We start from the raw sequence: 22,908 nt of genomic DNA, 5'->3' as shown, positions 1-22,908 counted from the left end.
GTGTGCAGCATTATTTCAGCAGTGCCTGTACCTCTTCTGTTCCCACGAGGAAGAGGATAGGAAAGGCAGTTAAAAACTCATGGCATAACTATTTCATGCCATGAGTTTTTAACGGGCGGCCGTAAAGCCGCCCGTGAGCCAGCAAAGCGAAGCTCAATAGCAGGCAGGGCGAAGCTGCCTGCCCCAAAGGGCAAAGAAGTAAGCCGCTCGTTGGCGCTGCTCACTTCTTTGCCCGGCACGTCCCCACCTTTGCGAAGCAAACAGCCCGGGACGTGCCTCGCCGCCGCGCTGCATAGGCGGCCACGAACAAAAGCGTGTTCTTGTGATTGCGGGAAAATCCCGACAACCACAAGGAAAACACGCGACTCACAGCACGAACCAACCACCAAGCAACACCCAACCCTACGCATCTGACCGACTCTTGAGGGGTCCAGGGGGAGCAGCCCCATGGAATCCTCCCTGTTAGGGAGGACTTAGGAGGGTCAATCATTTGAAGGAGTGTTCATGAATGTCCGAAGCATACAAAAACGCAGGAGTAGATATCGCTGCCGGTAATGAAGCAGTAGAACGGATGAAAAAGCACGTCAAGCGTACCTTCCGTCCCGAAGTGCTGACGGATTTGGGCGGATTCGGTGCTTTGTTCGGCCTGAATAAGGATAAGTACGAGGAGCCGGTACTCGTTTCCGGTACGGATGGAGTCGGCACGAAGCTGAAGCTTGCTTTCGCGATGGACCGCCATGACACCATTGGTATTGATGCGGTTGCGATGTGTGTGAACGACATTGTCGTTGGGGGCGCAGAGCCACTCTTTTTTCTCGACTACCTCGCCTGTGACAAGGTTGTACCCGAGAAAATTGAAGCCATTGTCGCCGGGATTGCCGAGGGCTGCCACCAATCAGGTTGTGCGCTGGTCGGCGGTGAAACCGCAGAAATGCCAGGCATGTACAGCGATGGTGAATATGATATTGCTGGATTCACTGTCGGCATTGTGGATAAGAGCAAAATCATTAACGGTAGCTCCATTGCTCCCGGAGACACGGTAATCGGACTGGCCTCCAGCGGAGTGCACAGTAATGGGTTCTCACTGGTTCGCAAGCTGTTATTAGAACAGCAAGGCTATGATTTACATGATGAAATCGAAGGCTTGAACGGCAAACTGGGCGACGTACTGCTGGAGCCAACAAAAATCTATGTGAAATCCGTTTTGGCTTTGCTGGACAAGGTCAAGGTTAAAGGCATGGCGCATATCACGGGTGGCGGTTTTATCGAAAATATTCCGAGAGTGCTGCCGGATCACGTCAATGTGGATATAGAATATGGCGCTTGGCCGATTCTGCCGATTTTTCAGCTGATGCAGGAAAAAGGTGCAATTTCCAACAAAGACATGTTTACGACCTTTAATATGGGGATCGGATTGGTCATCGTTGTGGGCCAAGAAGATGCACAGACTGCACTGAATGTACTGAAAGAGCAAAGTGAAGATGCCTATGTGATCGGGAAGGTAACGGAAGGCAGCTCTATCGTGACCTTTACGGGAGCCGAGGTGTAATGAGCGGTTACCGTATTGCTGTTTTTGCGTCAGGCGAAGGAACGAATTTTCAGTCATTGGTAGATGCGGCTGCGCGAGGAGAACTGGGCGGCGCATCCATAGAATTGTTAATCTGTGACAAGCCTGCGGCCCCTGCTGTAGCCAGAGCAGAGAAAGCCGGTATTGCTTGTCATACGTTTCGACCCAAGGAGTATGCTTCTAGAGAAGACTATGAGCGTGAACTGGTTGCTTTGCTGGAGCAGAAATCAATCGATCTCATTGTGCTAGCAGGCTACATGCGCTTGTTATCCAGTGTTATGGTCGATGCTTACGCCGGAAAAATCATTAATATTCATCCGTCACTGCTTCCTGCATTTCCTGGGAAAGATGCTGTCGGACAGGCGTTGGCTTATGGAGTCAAAGTCAGTGGGGTTACCGTTCATTTTGTAGATGGAGGTATGGATACCGGGGCCATTATTGCCCAGCGTGTGGTAGAAGTACACGATCATGATACAGCGGATTCGTTATCTGCAGCTATTCAATCCGTGGAACGCCAGCTCTATCCGGAAGTGGTTAGCAGACTGGCTCAAGGCAAAATTCATTTGAATGGTCGCAAGGTGGTTTCACTTCTCTAAAAATGATTGTAATTTGTCATATCATTGTCATATCAAGGATGCTGTATAAGCATTTTCCGATATTTCTCGGGAAATAAATTGATAAAGAGCTAAAGGAGGAGACAGGGTGACTATTAAAAGAGCACTCGTTAGTGTATCGGATAAACGGGGGATCGTGGAGTTTTGCCGCGAGTTGTCCAAATTAGGTGTGGAGATCGTTTCGACAGGGGGAACGAGTAGCTTGCTGGCGAAGGAGGGCATTCCTGTTATCGGGATTTCAGAGGTAACGGGATTTCCTGAAATTATGGACGGACGTGTTAAAACGCTCCATCCTGCGGTACACAGCGGCTTGCTGGCTGTTCGGGATAATGAAGAGCATAAGCGTCAGATGAAGGAGCTTGGCTTGGGTTATATTGATCTGGTCGTTGTGAATCTGTATCCTTTTGCGGAAACGATCGCCAAACCCGGTGTAACCTATGAGGACGCGATTGAAAATATCGACATCGGCGGTCCAACTATGCTGCGTTCTGCGGCGAAAAATCATGCTTTTGTAAGTGTAGTGGTCGATGCAGATGACTATAGCGCTGTACTGGAAGAAATCCGTAAGGATGGCGATACCGAGCTGAATACCCGCAAGCGCTTGGCAGCAAAGGTTTTCCGTCATACGGCTGCATACGACGCTTTGATTTCCGATTATTTGTCGAATGTAACAGGCGAGCCATTGCCTGAGCGGTACACTGTAACCTATGAAAAAATTCAGGATTTGCGTTATGGAGAAAATCCACACCAGCAAGCGGCTTTTTATCGTCAGCCGTTGGCAGCGAAAGGTACACTGACAACAGCCAAGCAGCTTCACGGTAAGGAGCTATCCTACAATAACATCAACGATGCTAACGCGGCACTGCAAATCGTCAAGGAATTCAGCGAACCAGCAGTGGTGGCGGTGAAGCATATGAACCCTTGCGGCGTGGGAATCGGCGGTAGTATTTATGAAGCGTACAGCAAGGCGTATGCGGCTGATCCAACCTCCATTTTTGGCGGCATTGTAGCGGCTAACCGAATTATTGACGGTGATACAGCCAAAAAACTGAGCGAAATCTTTTTGGAAATTGTACTGGCACCGGGCTTTACGAAAGAAGCGATGGAAATTTTAACCAAAAAGAAAAATATCCGTTTGCTTGATATGGGTGAGATGTCCCCGTCTGAACAGCCGGAGAGCCGTTTCGTTGTGACTTCTATTGAAGGTGGCATGGTCGTTCAGCAAAATGACATTCATGCTTTAGACCCGGATGCACTTACAGTTGTAACGGAGCGCGCGCCGTCCGCGGAAGAACTGAAACAGCTTTTGTTTAGCTGGAAAGTTGTTAAGCATGTGAAATCCAATGCCATCGTCTTAGCAGCAGACAATATGACCATTGGCGTAGGTGCAGGACAAATGAACCGTGTCGGAGCGGCCAAGATTGCCATTGAACAGGCTGGAGAAAAAGCGAAGGGTGCGGTCCTGGCATCCGATGCATACTTCCCGATGGGCGATACGCTGGAGCTGGCAGCTAAAGCTGGCATTACGGCAGTTATTCAGCCGGGCGGCTCCATCAAGGACGAAGAATCCATCAAGGTTGCTAACGAATACGGCATTGCAATGGTCTTTACAGGCGTGCGTCACTTTAAGCACTAACTTGCATTAGTTGAGGATGCAGCAGCATTTTCACACCTGATTGATCATAATGGAAGCGGGAGGAATTACCTGAATGGATATTTTGGTTATCGGAGGGGGCGGCCGCGAGCATGCGATTGTGTGGGCGCTGAAGAAGAGCCCCAAGGCCGGAAAAATCTACTGTGCGCCGGGCAATGCCGGCATTGGACAGCTAGCGGAGTGCGTTCCGATTCCGGTGAGTGAGTTTGACGCGCTAACAGAGCTGGCAGAATCCAAAAAAGTCGGACTTGTCGTGGTTGGCCCTGATGATCCGTTGGCTGACGGCATTGTGGATGCCTTTGAAGCGAAAGGCATTCCGGTATTCGGACCGCGTAAAAATGCAGCAGAAATTGAAGGTAGTAAAATCTTCATGAAGGATTTGCTGCACAAATACCATATTCCGACAGCGACCTATCGCAAGTTTTATACCTACGAGGAAGCACATACCTACTTGAAGGAACAGCCGATTCCGGTGGTCATCAAGGCAGACGGGCTGGCAGCGGGCAAAGGGGTGACGGTTGCCTACTCGATGGAGGAGGCAGAAAAGGCTCTGTCCGATATTATGGTAGCGAAGGTGTTTGGAGAAGCGGGTGCACAGGTCGTGATCGAGGAATTTCTCGCCGGACAGGAGATGTCGATTCTCTCCTTTGTGGACGGCGAAACAGTTCGGCCGATGGCAGCGGCGCAAGACCACAAGCCGGTTTTTGATGGTGATAAAGGGCCAAACACCGGAGGTATGGGCACCTATTCTCCATTACCGCACATAGCGGATTCCATTATTGAGGAAGCCATTGAGACAATTATTAAGCCAACGGCAAAAGCAATGGTTGCGGAAGGGCGCCCGTTCCGGGGTGTGTTATTCGCCGGATTGATGATTTCGCCAGATGGCAAGCCGAAGACGATTGAGTTTAACGCACGCTTCGGTGATCCGGAAACTCAAGTTGTGCTGCCGCGTCTAAAATCCGATCTGCTCGATATTTTTCTCGCTGCCGTGAACGGCACGCTGGATCAGGTGGAGATCGAGTGGAAAGATGAAGCGGCGGTGTGCGTGGTGCTGGCTTCCGGGGGCTATCCAGGAGCCTACGCCAAAGGTATACCGATTCACGGACTGGATCAGGCAGACGAAGCCATCGTGTTCCATGCCGGAACAGGCATCAATGAGCAGGGTGAGTGGATAACGAACGGCGGACGCGTATTAGGCGTGGTCGGCTTAGGTCGTGACATTGCCGCGGCACGGGACAAGGCTTACGAGCAGGCGGCACGTATTACCTTTGAAGGCAAGCACAATCGTACGGATATTGCAGCAAAAGCATTGCTATAACAGAGCTTTACAAAATAAAGAGGACCTTTTTGGAGGTTCTCTTTTTTTGTTGTACGCACAGTATGGAATTGGTTTGACAAAAGTCTACTTATCCTATAGGATTAAAAATAAAAACTGACTGACTGATCAATCGGGAGGAGGAAACCTATGCAGCCACGGAAGGCGAAGCAGTCTGAAACCGTCGCGAATGGACAATCTGCTGACCGTTCTGGAGAAGAAACAGACCGTAGAACGCAGCTTCTGCACATTGCGTTGAAGCGATTCGCTGAGCAGGGCTACCATCAAACGAAAATTTCAGATATCGTGGTGGAGGCTGGAGTAGCCCAAGGCACGTTTTATTGGCATTTTAAAAGCAAAGAGGCATTGGCACTGGAGATTATTGCTACAGGTCGTGAACAGCTGCTGTCAGCGATAGGACAGGGCTATCGCCGCGATGCGGGAACGCTGGCTGATATGGTTAAGGCTTCCGAAGCACTGTTAGTCCGTTTATTTGATTTTGCCTTGGAGAATCGCTATCTGATGGGCTTGCTGTTGAGCGGCAGCGGCGTCGATGAACCGGTGCGTCAAAGTATCCGGGAGACAAGAACCGCAATGGAGCTGGCATTCCGGCGCAATATGGAAAGAGCAATCGAGCTGAACATGCTACCTGCCGAGCTGGATGTCGAATTACGGGCGGCATTACTTATGAGTATGATCGAGGGCGTCATTACACGCTGGCTATTCGGTTCCGAGGGAACACATGATCATATGAGGCAGGTAACGGCTAAAAGATTGGCGGCAGAGGCGGCTAGCTTTGAATTTTACGGCTTGTTAGGTCAAGGCTAGACGGTCAATATCGCATGAATTGGCAGTAGGCGATAAATAATATATAGCCAAATTACACATATGCATTCAATCATTTACATCCAGACAGGAGAGAACGATTTATGAAAACACGTAAAAAAGGGTTTCTGGTAACCACCCTTATGACTCTGGCATTGTTCAGCCTTGTGCTGAGTGCTTGCGCACCAAAGCAGGAAGCTTCCAATACTGGTAATGGAGCGGGTAGCAATGAGGCCGCAGGTAATCAGCTTGAAGCGATCAAGAAGGCTGGTGTGATAAAGGTCGGCATGATGGGGACCTACCCACCGTACAATTTTTTGAACGATAAAAAGGAACTGGACGGATTTGATGTGGATATCGCCAAAGAATTGGCGAAGCGAATTGGGGTGAAACCGGAGTTTACAGCACAGGAGTTTTCGGGACTGATTCCAAGCTTGCAAAAGAAAAAATTCGATGCGGTGATCAGCCAGGTAACGATTACAGAGGATCGTAAAAAGGCAATTGACTTCACAGAGCCTTATATCACAAACAATGTAAACATTATCGTAAATAGCAAAACCAATGATATTACCAAACTGGAGGATTTCAAAGGCAAAACCATTGGTGTCGGCTTGGGAACGAATGATGAGTCTTATCTGCGTAACGAAGTGCTGCCGAAGGTAGGCGATTTTGAGATTAAAACGTATGATGATGTTATTACTTCCTTAAAGGATCTTAACTCTGGCCGCATTGACGCAACCATTAACAATCTGTATGCACTCAAGCCTATTGTCGACAAAAACGGCTTCCAGATTAAAGCGGTGGGTGAACCGATTAAATCCGACCAAGCGGGCGTAGCCATTAACCAGAATACGCCTGAGCTTAAAGAAGCCTTGAACAAGGCTCTGAAAGAAATGAAGGAAGACGGCACATATAAAACAATTTTCAAAAAATGGTTCGGCGAGGAGCCAAAAGAATAACGCAAGCCTGTTACAGGCGTCTGGCTCCGGTCCTGGCTTTTATTGCTGACATGGGGCCACTCGTCTGAAAGAAGGGAATATAACCGATGCTTGAATTAATGTGGGAAAACGTCCCCTTTTTATTGAAGGGCGCTTATTATACGTTATATATAACGATTGTTTCTATGCTTTTCGGCTTAATCATTGGTTTGGTTGTAGCTGTCGCCCGGTTGAAGGGGAATCGCCCTGTCCGGTGGCTGGCGTGCAGTTATGTATCTATCATCCGGGGAACACCCGTTTTGGTGCAGATTGCGGTTATTTATTATGGGCTGGATGATTACGGAATATCGTTTGGATCGCTGACGGCTGCTTGTCTTGCACTTAGTATTAACACGGGAGCGTACTTATCGGAGACGTTCCGTGGGGCTATTCTAGCCGTACCACAGGGACAGACCGAAGCGGCCTATGCTACGGGTATGTCGCCTGGTCAAACGATGTGGCGTATCATTCTTCCACAGGCTGTACGCATTGCGATTCCTCCGATGGGGAATACGTTTGTTGGTATGCTTAAGGAAACGTCGCTTGTCTCGGTCATCGGGGTCAGTGAATTGATGCGTCAGGCACAGCTTTTGCAGGCGCAGTATTTGCGCTACATGCCGTTTTTGCTCGAAATTGGCCTGATGTACTGGATTATGAGCATTGGATTCTCCGCTATACTGGAGCGGGTGGAAAAGCGTCTGGCTCGAGCTTATTAAGGTGGAGATGATGGAAGATGATAACAACATACGGATTGGGTAAACGTTTCGGAGAAGTAGAGGTTCTGAAAAGTATTGATTTTCAGGTCGCTGCTCGTGAAATCGTCGTATTGCTTGGCCCAAGCGGCTCGGGAAAAAGTACCTTGCTGCGTTGCTTGAACGGTCTGGAGGAGCTGTCTTCCGGCAAGTTTGAAGTGAACGGGATTGAGGTCGATGCCACCGTTCCTCTTCGTACACGTCAAGCAGCCATACGTGACATTCGCAGACAGACGGGGATGGTATTTCAGCAATTCAATTTGTACCCGCACAAAACCGCCATCGGCAATGTTATCGAAGGATTGCTGACGGTGAAAAAAATGCCACGTGACCAGGCCATATCCATCGGACAACGGTTGCTGAAGCGTGTGGGCCTGTCGGACAAGCAGGACGTACATCCTGCGCGTTTGTCCGGTGGGCAGCAGCAACGGGTGGCCATTGCACGTGCGCTGGCGATGGACCCAGCGATCATGTTGTTCGACGAGCCGACATCGGCGCTGGATCCGGAGCTGGTCGGTGAAGTGCTGAGCGTAATGCGAGAGCTGGCTCAAGATGGCATGACGATGGTTGTCGTTACTCATGAGATGAAATTTGCCCGTGAGGTAGCGGACAAAATTGTATTTATGGCTGACGGTGTTATTTTGGAGGAGGCTGCACCACAGGTTTTCTTCGAGGCTCCCCAGCACGAGAGAACGCGAAAATTTTTGCGTCAGATTAGTGAGTTTTGAGACGAGAATGACGGTTGATTATAGATTATTAAGAGAGAAGGAAGGCTTTTAAATATGAAAGTATCTACAACTTGGCACGGCAAACGCGCGTTTACTTCGGAGGGACCTTCCGGTTATTCTGTTGGCATGGACGCTACGGCTGCTTATGGCGGCGATGGTAAAGGTATGACACCAATGGAGCTGCTGCTGGCTGGCTTGGCTGGATGTATCGGTATTGATATTACGATGATTTTGGACCGTTTCTTATCGGACATTACCCGAATTGATATTGACGCAGAAGGTACACGCAAGCAAGAAATGCCGACAGGCTTTACAGCGATTGATCTGACGTTCCATGTAGATGGAGATATTCCGGATTATCGCGTGTGGAAGGCGATTCAGATGGGCAAGGAAAAATATTGTGCAGTATCCGATTCCTTAAAAGCGGACATCCGCATGCACCTCATTTTGAATGGAATTGAAGTACCGCAGCCTGCATAAGTGCGGGAGTTTACAAGGAGAGTCTGCCTGTGGTCATATACAGGGGCTCTCTGTTTTCTTTTTATTGTGGCTATGTTAAATCATAATGTTGATTTTTGACCAAAAGAAAACCGCCCTGACAGGCGGTAATTGAGCTATTGTATCCTATACTTCGCAAGCATTTCTCCCCAGGGTGATATTCCCTCTTCCCTGAAACCTGATTTTCTATATAGCTTTCTAGCTAGTTCATTGTCTGGCTTATATCCAATCATTATAACATCAGTTCTATCACTGGCTTTCCTTATTTCGTCAATAACCAGCAACATAGCATTGTAACCATGGCCAAAACCTTGAAATCTTTCGTCAATCATAAATCGGTAAACCCAGTAATTTCCGTCATCCGGGTCTAAACCAAACATCGTAAAACCAATCATTACATTGTCATTGTAAATAGCTTTAGATAAAAATCCATCTAAAAACTGACGTTCCGCAATTGAAAAAAGATTAGATACAATAAACCTTTCTTGCTCTGGTTTCGGTTTAAGTTGAGCACATTCTTCCCAATTATTTTTGTCGACTGCTTTTAGCGTAATCATTTTAGATTCCTCCTATATAGGGAAATCCGTATAGACTTCCCTATTTTTTAGACCTCTCTAATATCTTACCTGAATGCATTTTCATACCACATCACTCCTTTCATAAAACCGCTACCCGCTTCCCTTTGACTTGCGTTCCCGCAGCAATAGATAGAGAAAATAGGGCGCGCCAATGACGGCTGTCACGATGCCGGCAGGAATTTCGAGTGGCGGCTTCAAGCCTCGTCCCAGCGCGTCGGCGAGGACGAGAATCAGGGCGCCGATCATCGCCGCGCCGGGTAGCAGGTAACGGTGGCGGTTGCCAAACAAGCGTCGTGCCAGATGCGGTGCCAGCAGGCCGATAAAGCCAATGGAGCCGATGGCAGCGACACAGGCGGCAGCCAGGGCCACAGACACGGCCAGCAGTCCTGTGCGCACGCGTTTCACGCTAAGTCCTAGCCCAGCCGAGCTTTCTTCATCCAGGCCCATAATGTCCAGCTTGCGCTGTAGCATATAGGCGAGAGGCAGCAGGACGATCAACCAGGGCAGTAGCCCGTATACCTCGTCCCAGCCCTTGCCCCAGAGGCTTCCAGCCAGCCAGGTCAGCGTATCGCTGGCTTCGAGTGGATATTTGACCAGGATGTAATCAGTCGCAGCCTGAAAAATAGCGCCTACCGCCAGCCCGGTCAAGGCCAGCATATTGGGGCGCATGCCGCCCTTCATCGCAAGCTGTACGAGCAGCAATGCGGCCAGTCCGGCTCCGACAAAGGCGGCTACAGGCAGGAGCGCCACCGGGGATGAGGGCAGCAGCACGATGACGAGAACAGCAGCAAAGCCGGCTCCCTTCGATACGCCCACCACGTCCGGCGAAGCCAGCGGGTTGCGGATCATGCCCTGCAGCAGGACCCCGGCTACCGCCAGTCCAGCTCCGGCCAGAATGGCCAGCAGGCCGCGTGGCAGCCGATAGTGATGAACGATGAACCAGGATGAGGCATCGCGGTCAGTCAAAGCCGCGAGTAGCTCGGAGGGCGTAATGTAGGTGGTGCCCACGCCAATGGCTATAAAAGAACCTCCCAGCATTAGCGCGAGTAAAATCCACAGTTTTTTCATCTTGCAGCCCTCCCGTTCTTGTGTGCCAGATATAAAAAGAAGGGTGCACCGACCAGTGCCGTTACAATGCCGACGGGTGATTCATACGGAAACGCGATAAATCGTCCAAGCACGTCTGCATAGGTCAGCAGCAGGGCTCCGCAGATCGCAGACAGGGGAATAACCCGTTTGTAATTGTCGCCTGTAAACATCTTGATGATATTTGGAACCATCAGGCCTACAAAGCCGATGGAACCGGCCACTGCTACAGCAGAGCCTGCCAGCATAATGACCGAGGCCGAGGCCAGTAGACGGACAAGACGGACATTTTGTCCCAACCCCTGTGCGACCTCTGTTCCGAGGCTTAGCACAGACAGCGAGGGAGCCAGTGCCAGCGCAAGAATCATGCCTACGGCGAACCATGGCAGCACCAGACGTGTATCCGCCCAGGTGGAACCGTCAATGGCTCCGGCGAGCCAATACAGCACATCGGATATTTGCTCATTGAACACGAGCAGTCCTTGGGTGACGGAGGCCAGCAGCAGATGCACGGCCATCCCGGCCAGGGCCAGCTTGACTGGCGTCATGCCTGCCGTTCCAGCCAGGGCATATACGAAGGAGCCACCCGCGATAGCTCCGGCAAAAGCAAAATAAATGCTGCCGGACGATCCGATGTTTGGCAGCAGCACGACCGACAGCACGACAGCCAGCGAAGCGCCCGAGCTGACCCCGAACACCTGCGGCGAAGCGAGCGGGTTGCGTGTAATGGCCTGCATCAGCGCTCCCGCCACAGCAAGGCCGGCCCCTACGAGCAGCCCGATGACAGCACGCGGCAGCCGGACTGTCAGGATAATGAGCTGGTCCTTGGACGGATGCTCGGTGAAAAGCGCGGTCAGTATGGTGGGGATATTCATCCTGACCGGGCCAATCGCCACGCTCAGCAGCAGTCCAGCCAGCAGTGCGAATAGAAGTGCAAAGAAGACCGGCTTATTCAGCCGGTCGCGTGAGGCTTGTCCGATCAACGGGAGTCGTCTCATTTGCTTTGCGCGGGATACAGAAGCGAAATGGCTTGCTCGAGTATTTTCTCGGCTGAGCCGAGTCCGCGGTACCGGGTCCATAATGCCCGGTTCACTTCGTAAACTTCCCCTTTTTTCACAGCGGTAATATTTTGCCACAGCGGATTTGGTTTCCATTCTGCAATCAGCTTTTCATCGGCTTCAGCCATAAAGATCACATCCGGATCGGCTTGTGCTATCTGCTCCAGGGTCAGCTTGACGGTAGGTTCGCTTGTATTTTGAAGGGCATTACGGATACCTGCTTGCTCCAGTAGCTGTCCATCAAAGGAAGAAGCAGCATGACCGCTCAGTGAATCAGAGCGAAATACTCCGACCAGTACACTGCGTGACTCGCCTGTTTGGACTCCTTTTTTTAGCTTTTCCATTTTAGCTTTATGAGCAGCTAGAATCTGTTCCCCCTTTTCTTTTTCGCCCAGCGCATCGGCAATGACACCGAAGGATGCCAGGTTTTGTTCATAAGAGGAATTGCGGCTCTTCAGAACAATCGTTGGAGCAATCTCACTCAGTTCTTTGTATATGCCTTTATGACGGTTCAAATCGGCAATGATTAAATCGGGTTTCAAGGAGCTGATAGTTTCCAGATTCGGCTGCTTGCGCGTGCCTACAGGCGTGAAGTCGATTTTCTTGCCGAGTAATCCATCAATATCATCGTCATTTTCCTGAGCTATGCCGATGGGTGTTACACCTAGTTGGGTTGCTGCATCGACAAAAGAGAATTCCAGCGTTACGATTCTTTTGGGTTTACCCGTAATTTTGGTTTCTCCCATCTCATGCTTAATGATTCGGGTATCGCCGGTTGCTTGAGGTGCTGCTGCGCTGTTATCTTTTGACTGGCCACCACATCCCGCCATAATGACCGTCAGTAGTGCAAGGATCGCTGTAAGCAGGATGCCTGTCCGTAGTGGTTGTTTTGGTGTTGCCACATGTTGTCCCCCGTTCCAAAGTGTGCTTATCATAGTTATTGATAATCATTATCAATTAACCAACTGTTGATCATTCTAGCAATCGGGAGGAGGGACGTAAACAATGTGTTCATTTAAACCATTTTGGCTTATAAAGCGAATTAATTTCATAAAAATTACGTTTATTCATTTCTCCGCTGCCGCCGATAAATACGCTCCGGTCTGCCGACTGTTCCGTACATCTGATCGTGGTGGGCGTCACCACTTTCTACCAAGTACTCCAGGTATCTTCTGGCTGTGGAACGGCTCATGCCGAGTTCACTCCCCACCGTACCCGTAGTCAGCTCGCCTCGACGATTCAGGAGATCAAGCACCTTATCGCAGGTTACTTTATCAATGCCCTTGGCCCATAGCTCTCCCGTGCCAGCACCTGCCATCCGACCAGTGCTGGCACTTTGAAGCAGCTTGTCAATTTCGGATTGCTCCACAGTCGATGGCTGCTCCTGCCAAGCCTTGACCTGTCGCTGAAAACGGGCATATTCCTCCAGTGTGGCACGCAATCTCTCGAACACAAGTGGCTTCACGATAAAATCAAACACGCCTGCGCGAACGGCTTGTACCACGGTTTCAGCTTCTTTGGCGGCAGTCAGCATAATGACATCTGTGTCTGGATAGTGTTGCTTGATGAACGATAGCAGTGTTAAACCGTCCGTATCTGGAAAATAAACATCCAGCACGACTAAAGGCGGACGCATCACGTCCAATTGAAGCTTGGCCTCAAATTCGTTCGTTGCTATTGCACATACGGTGAATCCGTCCACCTTTTCAATAAATCGTCGGTTAATCTCTGCAATTCGCGAATCATCTTCAATAACAAGAACCTCAATATCCGATAAAACCCGCTCATTCATGGGTGTAACCTCCTTTTGCCTCATCACTCATTACTGACGTATTTAAAGGTATACGTATTTCAAAAATGGTGCCTCCACCTGTCCGTTCATGTACTTTGATAGAACCGCCCATTCGCTCTGCATACTCGTGCACGAGAGCAAGGCCGTAACCGTGCCCTGCTTCTGCTTTGGTCGATGCTCCTTTGACGAACAGCTTTTCCCGGATATCCTCCGCAATTCCCGCTCCGTTATCCGCAACCTCGACGGTTATGGCTTCAGCCGTTTCTTCAAGCCGGAACCAGACCTGTCCCCCAGGGGTGGAGAGTATCGCGACAGCTTCCATGGCGTTATCCAGCAGGTTTCCGGCCATGGCAGCGAGAAGCGACCACTCCAACGTGGGAGATAAGGTAGAGAATGCACCGCAAACCGTAGAATGTAATACAATCCCCTTGTCCAGCGCCTGTTTTTTCTTGCCGATCAGCAAGCTGGCAATGATCGAATCAGGTAAAAGTGTAGAGGCGGCAGGTTTGTGCACATGATATTCCTCTGATTCCTGAGTAATAAAGTCTACCGCTTCGTCATAGCATTCAAGCTGAATCAAGCCGGATATGAGATACAGACGATTGGCATATTCGTGTGTTTGGGATCGCAGCACTTCCGCGTAATCTTTGACCTCCGTCAATTGCCTCGTCATGCGGAGCAGCTCTGTTTTGTCACGCAGACTGGCAACCGTGCCAATCCTTCGCCCGGATTTATCCTTAATTGGAACACGGTTAACCACTATAACCCGTTGCTGTACCTCAATTTCCTCATTAAATACGATCACTTCATAGTTTGGCTCCATGATTGGGTTTTCCACTGTTGGATGGATGACAAGTACATCTGCCAGTTTACCTGCAGCACCTGGCAGGTGACGAAGCTCGCATCCGTTTAGGGTAGTTCCCAAGGGAAGGCCGAGCAAGCGGACAGCTTGCGGATTGGCAAGTGTGACTTGTCCACTGCTATTAACCGCGATAATCCCTTCGCCTATGGATTCGAGAATGGCTTGCTTTTCCTGGTACAAACGTCCAATTTCCACTGGCTCCAGCCCATGTAGCTCCCGGCGTACCCTTCGCGCTATTAGTAGACTACCTAAAATGCCGATCATAAGAGCCCCCACCATGAACCACAGCCAGGCATAGGTGTATGTACGAATATTTTGCTCCACATCTGTCATTAAGAAACCTACAGAAACGAGGCCGATGGCCTTGCCTTGTTCATCATAAACTGCAGTTTTGGCCCGTAGTGACTGCCCGAGAGAGCCTGTCGATTCCGTGATAAAGGACTGCCCTTGCAGCACCTTATCATTCATGGGGTCTAGCATAGGCGTGCCGATGCGTTCTGGATTTACATGCCACTGCCGGATAAGATGACGATCAGCAATCGTAATAAAATCAGCGCTACTGCTCGCTTGGACTGGCTTTACGGCCTCATTGATTCGCGAACGCAGCTGCGCCAAGTTGGTCTGCTCCAGAGCATCCCTGACCTGCGCATCTACCGCAAGCGTATTGGCAACGGTTAGAGCTCTTTTTCCCATTTCTTCGTATAGAGCGGAGGTGATCATATATCGAAAGGATAATCCCAGCAGCCCGGTAACCACCACCACTAAAAGGGATATAAATATCATTAGTTTTGTCTGAAAACGCACATGTCTTCACCACCGTCAAGCAAGATATAGGAGGAACAGATCAAGCTGTTCATCTCCTCAGTACGATCCATTTTACTGTATTACAGGAACAGCTGCACTTTTAATCTGTCAGATAAATGGTCTATAATAGAAATAGTTACATAATGCGAGGAGGACGAAATCATGATTATTATTCATGCTGATATGAAGGTTTTACCTGAAAAAAGAGAGGCTTTTCTGCAACAAACACAGGGACTGATCAGCGCATCACAGGCTGAAGAAGGCAATGTACGCTACACGCTGATGCAGGATCTGAACGATCCCAACGCATTTACTATGGTCGAAGAATGGAAGGATGCAGCGGCTGTAGATTTCCATAACAAGTCTGCCCATTTCCAAGCATTTGTTGCCGCAGCTAAGGAATTGTTGTCGGCTCCGCTGCAAGTGAATGCTTTTCAGGATGCAACCAAACTGTAATCATCCCGCTATATAAATCATAATCAGGAACAGGAGGAGATAGATATGGGGAACATTGCGGATACAACTGTACTGAATAACGGAGTTCAGATGCCTTGGCTGGGTTTTGGTACGTACAAGGCGGAAGGCAATGAGGTCTACGAAGCAGTCAAAACAGCCATTGAGGTTGGCTACCGTAGCATTGATACGGCGGCGATTTACGGCAATGAGGAGCTCGTTGGACAAGCTATTCGCGACAGCGGGGCGGCCAGAGAAAATCTGTTTGTTACCACAAAGCTATGGAATCAGGATCAGGGCTACGATTCAACACTGCGTGCTTTCGAGGAAAGCCGCAAGCGGCTGGGCCTGGACATCATTGATCTGTATCTTATTCATTGGCCTGGTAAGGACAAGTACAAGGAAACCTGGAAGGCATTTGAACGCCTGTATGAAGAGGGAAGCGTACGCGCTATCGGAGTAAGTAACTTCCAAGTTCACCATCTCGAAGACCTCCTGAAAGACAGCAACATTGTACCTGTCATCAACCAAGTGGAGCTTCATCCGCGTCTGACACAGCAAGAGCTGCATCAATACTGCCGCGAACACCAGATTCAGCTTGAATCGTGGAGCCCACTGATGAAGGGGAAACTGACAGAGCAGGTGGATATCGTTGAGATTGCTGCTAAATACGGCAAAACCTCGTCACAGGTTATTTTGCGCTGGCATCTGGATCGGGGCATTGTGACGATTCCCAAATCTGTAACCGCGCATCGTATCCGCGAAAATGCCGATTTATTTGATTTTGAACTGACGGCAGAGGATGTTAACCGAATCAACGCACTTCATCTTGATGAGCGTGTGGGCACGCATCCCGACAAGCTGTTGTTCTGATATTCAAATATTCTAATTATGCTGGAATGGATTCGGACTCGTACCGTGAATTTGCCGAAGGATACTTCCTGCGTCGTGATGGGATGGCTTGGTTTTGGGCACAGTATATCAACAAATCGGAAGAGTTGAATGAAATCTATACCTCTCCTCTGAGAGCCTCCATCGACCAGCTTCGCGATCTCCCTCCGGCTCTCATCATCACGGCTGAAGCTGACGTTCTTCGAGATGAAGGCGAGGCCTATGGGAATAAGCTTCGGGAGGCTGGCGTGGACGTCACGACGGTGCGTTATCAAGGAATCATTCATGATTTCGTCATGCTGAATGCTTTGGCGGATACGTTAGCCGCCCGCGGTGCGATGGCATTAGCCGGCACTTGGCTGAAGGACGGATTTCAATAATAGGTAAGGGAGAAAATATCTCCAGCTGCCTGGGGTGATTAACCCAGCATAGGATGCCGAAAAAAACCGGGACGCCTTATCAGGCGAATCCCGGTTTTTGAATTGCTTATTCTGCCCCCATCACGATCGGATTCCCACACGTACACTTCTCTGAAATCTCCAAACACTGAGCAAAAGACGCAATCCTGACTATGGGCGTGACTCGGTGCAGAATGAAACGGACTAGCGTAATGTCGAACGCTAGTCCGTTTCTTGTTCATTTTTCTTCTTTATGAGCTGCTTTCGCTCGATATGGGCCAATCCCCATTGATGTAGGGTTTCCAAAACCGGAGACAGGCTCATACCGTATTCCGTGATGGAGTATTCCACTTTCGGCGGGATTTGCGGATAAATGACTCGTTTAACGATCTCTTCCTCCTCCAATTCGCGCAGATGGAGCGTGAGCATCCTTTGAGTAATATCGGGCAGCAATCTTCTTAGCTCATTGAACCGCAAAGGTTTACCTTGAAGCAAATGATAAAGAATAATCGGTTTCCATTTGCCGACGATCGAATCCAGCGCCACAACGAATTGACATTGGACAGGGTTCTTTTGCATACGTTGGCCTCCGTTACAGTACCTTTTTTACCGCACATCCCCTTGATCCTCAGGAATCTTTTAGCCTCGCTGTGGGCAAAGAATTTATTGAAGCGTACCGTGAAGCTAATCCAACAGATGAAATTGTCTATTTGGATCTGTACAAAGAGAATATCCCGCAATTCGATGCAGATGTTTTACGTGGTTGGGGAAAGCTTCGGTCGGGTTCATCTTTCGATCAACTGTCTGATGCTGAGAAATCAAAAATAGCTCGTCTTGATGCGATTGTTGATCAATACGTGGCTGCTGATAAGTACGTGTATGTTTCCCCTATGTGGAATTTCTCAATCCCACTGGTTTTGAAAGCATACACTGATGCGGCTTCAGTTGCGGGTAAGACTTTCAAATATACCAAAAATGGTCCTGTAGGTCTGTTGTCCGGCAAGAAAGCCTACACATTCAAGCTAGTGGTTCCGTTTATTCGGAAGGTCCTCTTGCTGCAGTTGAAATGGGATACAGCTATCTTACTAAGGTTTTACAGTTCTATGGGATTCAATATATTGAGGCAATTTTTGTTGAAGGAACGGCATCATTAGAGAAAGCTCCAGCTATTAAAGAAAAAGCAATTGCTCATGCTACAGACGTCGCCAAACGCTTCTAATAGGGGGTTGTCATCGTTCTCGAACCTCCCAAAAGTAAAGTAATGCTTCGAAGCTGACTTCGATTACTTTTTTGGGAACCCCATCCCCATAATTAAGGTTAATAACTTTGCATTTCAACCAACTAATAATCCGCTTTACTAACTAAGCAATCACGAAGAACCGTATCACAAGTAGGGCAAATGATTTTAAAACTGATTAGTAAAATTAAATTAGAGATAATTGATTGGCAACTATGTTGGAAAGTTCTGAAATATCTGAAGCGAAGAAGTTAAAATAGAGGGTGGGTAATTTGAATAGATAACCAATATTTATAAAAAAATTCAATTTAATTGGAGATTAGTAACTTGCATTACCGGAGTTCTTTATTATTGTTCTGGAGAAATCGCTCAACATAAATGTAACTCGTTGTTTTTATCTTCTGCCTATGAAAAAAGACCCTCACTCAAAACCAACTCCTACCTATCTCCCGATTTCTATGCTTTAATAAAATGAGCAGTATTAACAAGAAGCGTTGAAAGTGGGATTCTATGAAGCGACTAACGATTGGCCTGTTCGCCCATGTGGATGCAGGTAAGACAACTTTTGCGGAACAGCTGTTGTACCATACGAACAGTATCCGGTCGCGGGGGCGGGTGGATCATCAGGATGCGTTTCTGGACAGCCACGACATCGAGCGGGCAAGGGGCATTACGGTGTTCGCAGATCAGGCGGTAATAGAATATAAAGGAGACAGCTATTATTTAATAGACACGCCTGGACACGTCGATTTCTCCCCGGAGATGGAGCGGGCAATTCAGGTTATTGATTATGCCATCCTGATTGTAAGCGCAGTTGAAGGTGTTCAGGGCCATACGGAGACGGTCTGGCAGCTGCTGCGCAAGCATCGGATTCCGACGTTCTTCTTTATCAACAAGACGGATCGGATCGGCGCGGATGCAGGCAGAACCGAGGCGGATATCCGTCAGCAGTTGACGGGGGAAGTATGCTGCATTACACAGAGCTTCGCTGACGGCATAGTCGGCGAGCCGCTGCGGGAGGCCATGGCGGAGCGGGACGAAGCTTTGCTGGAAGCATTCCTGGAGGGGAGAGAGGATTCGGGCTTCTGGCTAGAGGCCTTGCAGAGGATGATAGCGGCGGGTCTTCTATTCCCCTGTGCTTACGGCTCTGCGCTTCAGGATACAGGCGTCATTGAATTTCTGGATCAGCTGCATCTGCTGACGACAACCACTTATGACGAGAATGCTTCATTCCAGGGGCGGGTTTATAAAATTCGGCACGATGCAGGCGGAGCGAGACTCACGTTCATTAAGGCGCTGGGTGGTCAGCTGAAGGTGAGAGAACAGCTTAGTTACGAGAGCGGCGGGGTTCAATATGACGAAAAAGTTACGCGACTCTTCATGTTTAACGGCCTTAAATCGCAGTCGGTGGAACAGGTGGAGGCCGGCGATTTGTTTGCGGTTGCTGGATTGTCCGCCGCCGAGGCTGGACAAGGCCTGGGGGCGATATCGGACAAGTTAGCTTACGAGTCGGAACCGACGTTACAATCGAAGGTATTATTCGACAATTCGATACATGTACAGAAGGTGCTCGGTGCTTTTCGCACGCTGGAGGCGGAGGAGCCGTCTCTGAACGTCGTTTGGGATGAGAAATTGCAGGAGATTTCTATCCGCGTCATGGGATTGATTCAGCTGGAAGTGCTGGAGCAGCTTGTTAGAGAGCGGTTTGGCTTTGCTATCTCTTTTGGACAACCGGAAATCTTGTATAAGGAAACGATTCAATCGGCTGTGAAAGGGTACGGCCACTTCGAACCGCTCAGGCATTATGCTGAAGTGCATTTGCTGATTGAACCGGGAGCAAGGGGCAACGGCATCATGTTCGAAAGCAGATGTCATGCCGATGATCTGAATGTCAGCTATCAGAATCTGATTCGGAATCATCTCTATGAACGGGAGCATCACGGACTGCTGACCGGCATGCCGGTCACCGACGTGAACATTACGCTGCTGAGGGGCCGCGCGCATAAAGAACATACCCATGGTGGCGATTTTCGTGAGGCTGCCTTTCGAGCACTACGACAGGGACTGGAGAAGGCGGACAACGTGCTGCTGGAGCCCTATTACGATTTCAAAATCAAGGTCGCTATCGATGAAATGGGCAGGGTACTGTCCGATATTCAGCGTGCTTCAGGTATTTTTAATCCGCCGCAGACAACCGGAACGCAAGCGGTGGTCACGGGCAGGGTGCCCGTGTCGACTTTCATGAACTACAGTGCCGAATTTGCATCCTTTACGCATGGACGAGGCAGTATCCGCTGCGTGTTCAGCGGCTATGATCGCTGCCATAATACGGAGGAAGTCATAGAGCGGATAGGCTACCGCAAAGGGGCAGACCCACTGTATACATCCTCCTCCATCTTTTGCGCCAAGGGGGCGGGTTACTCGGTGCCATGGGATGAGGCGGAAGCCAAGATGCACCTTGAATTAGAACCTTGAATGAGCTTGCTCTAATGGAGATGAAACTCCAGGTAGGAGAGCAAAAAACCATACCTCAAGTGACGGTAAAAATGTTGTAGTGGATGCAAAATAGTTCAAAAGAGGGTGTCTCAAAGCCGAAAAATAACGGAGAGACATCCTCTTTTATCATGAGGGAGTAAATCGCCCATATTTCCAGGATTCAGGTAGAAAGTAGGTAGATTTAGGACAAACAATTTTTATAATGGAAATAAGATATATATTTTATAGGGCTAAGGGGCGAATGTCATGAAACCGACGCAAGGAATAGAGGCGCTGGCGGCAGAGATTGCCGATGTGGCTAGGACGTCCTTTCGCACTCTTTTTGAAAATGGCGAACGTTACTATTACTGCACGCTATTTACTACTGGAGAGGGACATGCGCCAAGCATCTCCGCCTGGTCATGGGAGGCCTTGGAGAGGGAAGCGGCCAGGCAAGGAGAAGTAAGTGACATGCCGGGGTCAACGATTGCGGAACTCATCAAATGGTCCTATGCCGATTCACCCTATTGTTGTTTCAGGGATGAGGACTTCGATGATGTTAAACAATTGTTTATGAGACGTCCTTCTATTGCGGAGCTTGAAGCTGACGAATGGAATCGTGAATTTGATTCGAGGCTGAAGGCCATGGAGCTGGCGATGCAAATGCTCGATGATGAAGGCGTGTTTGCCTTGAATCAACCGCGAGAGGCTGTATGCGTCCTTGTCGAGGTCATGCCGCCGGATGAGACCAATACCGAAATCGCCTTACGTTTGAATCGGGCGGAGTCTCCGGCTATGCAAGCATGGCTGGTGGAAGCAGCGGAGTAAGGGCATTCGCGTTTCTTGAGGGAGAGTTGTAAAATGCCTAATGAAAATCAAATGAATATTTTAGTTGAGAGAACAGCTTGTATTCTTTATTATGCGGGATCGGCCCTATCGAACGAACATAGTGCAGGCTGGATCGGCGGGAATGCACCCGACTTCTTTGATGATCAATCAGATTTCATCCACGAAGGTAACCCAAAATATGTTTTTTACTTGAGCCTCGTCCATCCCTTTAAACCGGAGAGCATGATTTCGATTTTCATCCCTGAAGACTATGAGGAGTATTTGGAAAACAACATTTATCCTAATTGCTCGGTCAAGGTGATTGAGCATCCCATTTCAACTGAAAGCGTCAAAGATATGTTTACTAACCCAGGTCTTATAAAGCATGCAATTTCAGACGGGAAACTAAGCCATGACGAAAAATCGATGGATCAGCCTTTTTTGATCAAAGTGGGCGGAAACCCGAGACTTATTCAAAATGAAGACTATTATTTTACGAAGCTCAAGGATGAGTCATTCTCTTTTTTATTTCAGGTAGATGAAGATGGTTATCCCGAAACGTTGCTTCAAGAGGATTACAATTATCCTTTTGGTTTTGGGTCACTATATATTTTCGCCAAAATGGGGACGACTGAGATACAACATCCAGTAGCAGGTTTTTGGCAATTCTCTTGATTTAGTGTGGGGCTGTGGTTAGCGGTGTTATTCTTGGGAGGACTTGAACGGCGGCGAGATCATCAAGCGATTTTTGGCGTGCGTATGTCCCATTCGCACAAGCAGACAGCCCGCCCCTGGCGTAAACTGAATTATAATCAGTGAGCGAGGTGAACTTCCATGGCACAATCGAAAGAGATGCGTGCACGGGCTAAGAAGTTTCAAGGCCGTCCGGTCTGTGTCACCCTGCACAGCGGAGAGACTTATGTCGGCTACATCACCGATGTTAATCGCGGCGGGTTGATACTTGCCAGTGCTGGAGCTCCTCCACGCGCTTCTTCCGGGAGGCAAAATTCCCGACCTCTCAAACGCAGAGCCAGTTCGCATGCCCCGGGCGTCCGTCTCGGCAACCGGAAAAGCGGCGCACGTAAACCGTCTGGCCGTTCGCGCTCCCGCAAGCCGGACGCCAAGGTGTCGGCATTCCTGCCGATGATGGGCTCGCTGTTAGGCGGCCTTGGCGGCTCCACTGCAGGCGCAGGAGGGCTTGGCGGTATGCTCGGCAGCGGCTTGCGGCTGTTCGGCATGATCCAGAAATTTGTCCCGGTCGTGAAGATGGGCTACGGCATGATCAAGTCCATTCGCCCGTTTCTCGGCGCCGTTAAAGGCTTGATGCCCACGGCTAGTCCGGCCACGCCGAATAACGAATAATCGTATACCTGGAACCTGAACATTCCGAAATCGGATTTACGAGGAATCCGAAAAAATGTAAAACGCTACTGACATCCCGTTGTCAGTAGCGTTTTTGAATATTAGGAGTATACGAATATCGCAGTGCTTTGAGATGAGGCTTGAGTTACAC

23 protein-coding genes and 2 pseudogenes are annotated in these 22,908 nt (G+C 49.3%); 17 read left to right on the top strand and 8 right to left on the bottom strand.

All coding sequences use genetic code 11. The features are described 5' to 3' along the window. Positions 1-77: 77 nt before the first annotated feature. The gene (locus LCF57_RS15930; protein ID WP_226001572.1) at positions 78-449 is read right to left on the bottom strand and encodes a hypothetical protein; all 372 of its coding nucleotides are present in this window, start codon (positions 447-449) and stop codon (positions 78-80) included. A gap of 59 nt (positions 450-508) precedes the next feature. Between LCF57_RS15930 and purM the strand changes: the two genes are divergently transcribed. From purM to LCF57_RS15885, 9 genes are all read left to right on the top strand, one after another. Further along, positions 509-1,549, top strand: coding sequence for a phosphoribosylformylglycinamidine cyclo-ligase (purM, locus tag LCF57_RS15925; protein WP_226001571.1), 1,041 nt, complete (start codon positions 509-511; stop codon positions 1,547-1,549). Next, positions 1,549-2,163, top strand: a complete 615-nt coding sequence (gene purN, locus LCF57_RS15920) for a phosphoribosylglycinamide formyltransferase (RefSeq protein WP_226001570.1) — start codon at positions 1,549-1,551, stop codon at positions 2,161-2,163. Before purM ends, purN begins: the two co-directional genes overlap by 1 nt. Positions 2,164-2,269: 106 nt before the next feature. Further along, positions 2,270-3,817 carry a bifunctional phosphoribosylaminoimidazolecarboxamide formyltransferase/IMP cyclohydrolase gene (gene purH / locus LCF57_RS15915; protein ID WP_226001569.1) on the top strand — a complete coding sequence of 516 codons (1,548 nt, stop codon included), beginning with the start codon at positions 2,270-2,272 and terminating at the stop codon, positions 3,815-3,817. Positions 3,818-3,890: 73 nt separating this feature from the next. Beyond that, the gene (gene purD / locus LCF57_RS15910) at positions 3,891-5,156 is read left to right on the top strand and encodes a phosphoribosylamine--glycine ligase (RefSeq protein ID WP_226001568.1); all 1,266 of its coding nucleotides are present in this window, start codon (positions 3,891-3,893) and stop codon (positions 5,154-5,156) included. 147 nt (positions 5,157-5,303) lie between these two features. Beyond that, positions 5,304-5,981 (top strand): TetR/AcrR family transcriptional regulator, encoded by a 678-nt coding sequence (locus LCF57_RS15905; protein ID WP_226001567.1) that lies wholly within the window; start codon positions 5,304-5,306, stop codon positions 5,979-5,981. Between the two features lie 101 nt (positions 5,982-6,082). Then, on the top strand, positions 6,083-6,937 hold the full coding sequence (locus LCF57_RS15900; RefSeq protein WP_226001566.1) for a substrate-binding periplasmic protein: 855 nt from the start codon (positions 6,083-6,085) through the stop codon (positions 6,935-6,937). Between the two features lie 86 nt (positions 6,938-7,023). Beyond that, a complete protein-coding gene (locus tag LCF57_RS15895; RefSeq protein ID WP_226001565.1) occupies positions 7,024-7,671 on the top strand; it encodes an amino acid ABC transporter permease in 648 nt (215 codons plus the stop codon). A gap of 17 nt (positions 7,672-7,688) precedes the next feature. Further along, positions 7,689-8,435 carry an amino acid ABC transporter ATP-binding protein gene (locus LCF57_RS15890; RefSeq protein ID WP_226001564.1) on the top strand — a complete coding sequence of 249 codons (747 nt, stop codon included), beginning with the start codon at positions 7,689-7,691 and terminating at the stop codon, positions 8,433-8,435. A gap of 54 nt (positions 8,436-8,489) precedes the next feature. After that, a complete protein-coding gene (locus LCF57_RS15885; RefSeq protein ID WP_226001563.1) occupies positions 8,490-8,915 on the top strand; it encodes an OsmC family protein in 426 nt (141 codons plus the stop codon). 134 nt (positions 8,916-9,049) lie between these two features. On the opposite strand, the gene LCF57_RS15880 is transcribed toward LCF57_RS15885, so the two are convergent. From LCF57_RS15880 to LCF57_RS15855, 6 genes are all read right to left on the bottom strand, one after another. Beyond that, entirely contained in the window at positions 9,050-9,490 is a 441-nt protein-coding gene (locus tag LCF57_RS15880; RefSeq protein WP_226001562.1) for a GNAT family N-acetyltransferase, read from the bottom strand. A gap of 111 nt (positions 9,491-9,601) precedes the next feature. Next, positions 9,602-10,579, bottom strand: a complete 978-nt coding sequence (locus tag LCF57_RS15875) for a FecCD family ABC transporter permease (protein WP_226001561.1) — start codon at positions 10,577-10,579, stop codon at positions 9,602-9,604. Continuing rightward, complete coding sequence (locus LCF57_RS15870; protein WP_226001595.1) at positions 10,576-11,580, bottom strand: FecCD family ABC transporter permease; 1,005 nt, start codon at positions 11,578-11,580, stop codon at positions 10,576-10,578. Before LCF57_RS15870 ends, LCF57_RS15875 begins: the two co-directional genes overlap by 4 nt. Positions 11,581-11,591: 11 nt before the next feature. Continuing rightward, complete coding sequence (locus LCF57_RS15865; RefSeq protein WP_226001560.1) at positions 11,592-12,557, bottom strand: helical backbone metal receptor; 966 nt, start codon at positions 12,555-12,557, stop codon at positions 11,592-11,594. A 161-nt stretch (positions 12,558-12,718) separates the two neighbouring features. Further along, the gene (locus LCF57_RS15860; protein ID WP_226001559.1) at positions 12,719-13,447 is read right to left on the bottom strand and encodes a response regulator; all 729 of its coding nucleotides are present in this window, start codon (positions 13,445-13,447) and stop codon (positions 12,719-12,721) included. After that, positions 13,440-15,113 carry an ATP-binding protein gene (locus tag LCF57_RS15855; RefSeq protein ID WP_226001558.1) on the bottom strand — a complete coding sequence of 558 codons (1,674 nt, stop codon included), beginning with the start codon at positions 15,111-15,113 and terminating at the stop codon, positions 13,440-13,442. Before LCF57_RS15855 ends, LCF57_RS15860 begins: the two co-directional genes overlap by 8 nt. Before the next feature lie 162 nt (positions 15,114-15,275). Between LCF57_RS15855 and LCF57_RS15850 the strand changes: the two genes are divergently transcribed. The 3 genes and pseudogenes from LCF57_RS15850 to LCF57_RS15840 form a co-directional block, all read left to right on the top strand. Continuing rightward, complete coding sequence (locus LCF57_RS15850; RefSeq protein WP_226001557.1) at positions 15,276-15,569, top strand: putative quinol monooxygenase; 294 nt, start codon at positions 15,276-15,278, stop codon at positions 15,567-15,569. A gap of 45 nt (positions 15,570-15,614) precedes the next feature. After that, positions 15,615-16,439, top strand: a complete 825-nt coding sequence (locus LCF57_RS15845; RefSeq protein ID WP_226001556.1) for an aldo/keto reductase — start codon at positions 15,615-15,617, stop codon at positions 16,437-16,439. Between the two features lie 20 nt (positions 16,440-16,459). Beyond that, positions 16,460-16,837 (top strand): annotated as a pseudogene (locus LCF57_RS15840) (alpha/beta hydrolase fold domain-containing protein); the annotation flags it as partial. A 240-nt stretch (positions 16,838-17,077) separates the two neighbouring features. Here the strand turns inward: LCF57_RS15840 and LCF57_RS15835 are convergent. Beyond that, a complete protein-coding gene (locus LCF57_RS15835) occupies positions 17,078-17,434 on the bottom strand; it encodes a winged helix-turn-helix transcriptional regulator (RefSeq protein ID WP_226001555.1) in 357 nt (118 codons plus the stop codon). Between LCF57_RS15835 and LCF57_RS15830 the strand changes: the two are divergent. The 5 genes and pseudogenes from LCF57_RS15830 to LCF57_RS15810 all read left to right on the top strand — a co-directional run bounded on the left by LCF57_RS15830 (position 17,413) and on the right by LCF57_RS15810 (position 22,757). Then, positions 17,413-18,074, top strand: a pseudogene (locus LCF57_RS15830) (NAD(P)H-dependent oxidoreductase). The gene LCF57_RS15835 and the pseudogene LCF57_RS15830 sit on opposite strands and share 22 nt — an antisense overlap. Positions 18,075-18,602: 528 nt before the next feature. Then, a complete protein-coding gene (locus LCF57_RS15825) occupies positions 18,603-20,567 on the top strand; it encodes an elongation factor G (protein ID WP_226001554.1) in 1,965 nt (654 codons plus the stop codon). A gap of 267 nt (positions 20,568-20,834) precedes the next feature. After that, entirely contained in the window at positions 20,835-21,395 is a 561-nt protein-coding gene (locus LCF57_RS15820) for a DUF4303 domain-containing protein (protein WP_226001553.1), read from the top strand. A gap of 33 nt (positions 21,396-21,428) precedes the next feature. Then, entirely contained in the window at positions 21,429-22,070 is a 642-nt protein-coding gene (locus LCF57_RS15815) for a hypothetical protein (RefSeq protein ID WP_226001552.1), read from the top strand. Between the two features lie 159 nt (positions 22,071-22,229). After that, the gene (locus LCF57_RS15810; RefSeq protein WP_226001551.1) at positions 22,230-22,757 is read left to right on the top strand and encodes a hypothetical protein; all 528 of its coding nucleotides are present in this window, start codon (positions 22,230-22,232) and stop codon (positions 22,755-22,757) included. Positions 22,758-22,908 lie beyond the last annotated feature (151 nt).

It is taken from the genome of Paenibacillus sp. BJ-4, assembly GCF_020404765.1.
GTDB lineage: Bacteria > Bacillota > Bacilli > Paenibacillales > Paenibacillaceae > Paenibacillus.
Note: the sequence above shows the minus strand (reverse complement) of the source record. Positions and strands in the feature narration are given on the sequence as shown.

Bases quoted from the DNA above. Each gene is read 5' to 3' on its own strand.
- LCF57_RS15810 (WP_226001551.1), top strand. From the start codon at position 22,230: ATGGCACAATCGAAAGAGATGCGTGCACGGGCTAAGAAGTTTCAAGGC.
- LCF57_RS15860 (WP_226001559.1), bottom strand. From the start codon at position 13,447: ATGAATGAGCGGGTTTTATCGGATATTGAGGTTCTTGTTATTGAAGAT.
- purM (WP_226001571.1), top strand. From the start codon at position 509: ATGTCCGAAGCATACAAAAACGCAGGAGTAGATATCGCTGCCGGTAAT.
- LCF57_RS15890 (WP_226001564.1), top strand. From the start codon at position 7,689: ATGATAACAACATACGGATTGGGTAAACGTTTCGGAGAAGTAGAGGTT.
- LCF57_RS15895 (WP_226001565.1), top strand. From the start codon at position 7,024: ATGCTTGAATTAATGTGGGAAAACGTCCCCTTTTTATTGAAGGGCGCT.
- LCF57_RS15835 (WP_226001555.1), bottom strand. From the start codon at position 17,434: ATGCAAAAGAACCCTGTCCAATGTCAATTCGTTGTGGCGCTGGATTCG.
- LCF57_RS15850 (WP_226001557.1), top strand. From the start codon at position 15,276: ATGATTATTATTCATGCTGATATGAAGGTTTTACCTGAAAAAAGAGAG.
- LCF57_RS15930 (WP_226001572.1), bottom strand. From the start codon at position 449: ATGGGGCTGCTCCCCCTGGACCCCTCAAGAGTCGGTCAGATGCGTAGG.
- purD (WP_226001568.1), top strand. From the start codon at position 3,891: ATGGATATTTTGGTTATCGGAGGGGGCGGCCGCGAGCATGCGATTGTG.
- LCF57_RS15815 (WP_226001552.1), top strand. From the start codon at position 21,429: ATGCCTAATGAAAATCAAATGAATATTTTAGTTGAGAGAACAGCTTGT.
- LCF57_RS15880 (WP_226001562.1), bottom strand. From the start codon at position 9,490: ATGATTACGCTAAAAGCAGTCGACAAAAATAATTGGGAAGAATGTGCT.
- LCF57_RS15885 (WP_226001563.1), top strand. From the start codon at position 8,490: ATGAAAGTATCTACAACTTGGCACGGCAAACGCGCGTTTACTTCGGAG.
- LCF57_RS15875 (WP_226001561.1), bottom strand. From the start codon at position 10,579: ATGAAAAAACTGTGGATTTTACTCGCGCTAATGCTGGGAGGTTCTTTT.
- LCF57_RS15825 (WP_226001554.1), top strand. From the start codon at position 18,603: ATGAAGCGACTAACGATTGGCCTGTTCGCCCATGTGGATGCAGGTAAG.
- LCF57_RS15900 (WP_226001566.1), top strand. From the start codon at position 6,083: ATGAAAACACGTAAAAAAGGGTTTCTGGTAACCACCCTTATGACTCTG.
- purN (WP_226001570.1), top strand. From the start codon at position 1,549: ATGAGCGGTTACCGTATTGCTGTTTTTGCGTCAGGCGAAGGAACGAAT.
- LCF57_RS15905 (WP_226001567.1), top strand. From the start codon at position 5,304: ATGCAGCCACGGAAGGCGAAGCAGTCTGAAACCGTCGCGAATGGACAA.
- LCF57_RS15820 (WP_226001553.1), top strand. From the start codon at position 20,835: ATGAAACCGACGCAAGGAATAGAGGCGCTGGCGGCAGAGATTGCCGAT.
- LCF57_RS15845 (WP_226001556.1), top strand. From the start codon at position 15,615: ATGGGGAACATTGCGGATACAACTGTACTGAATAACGGAGTTCAGATG.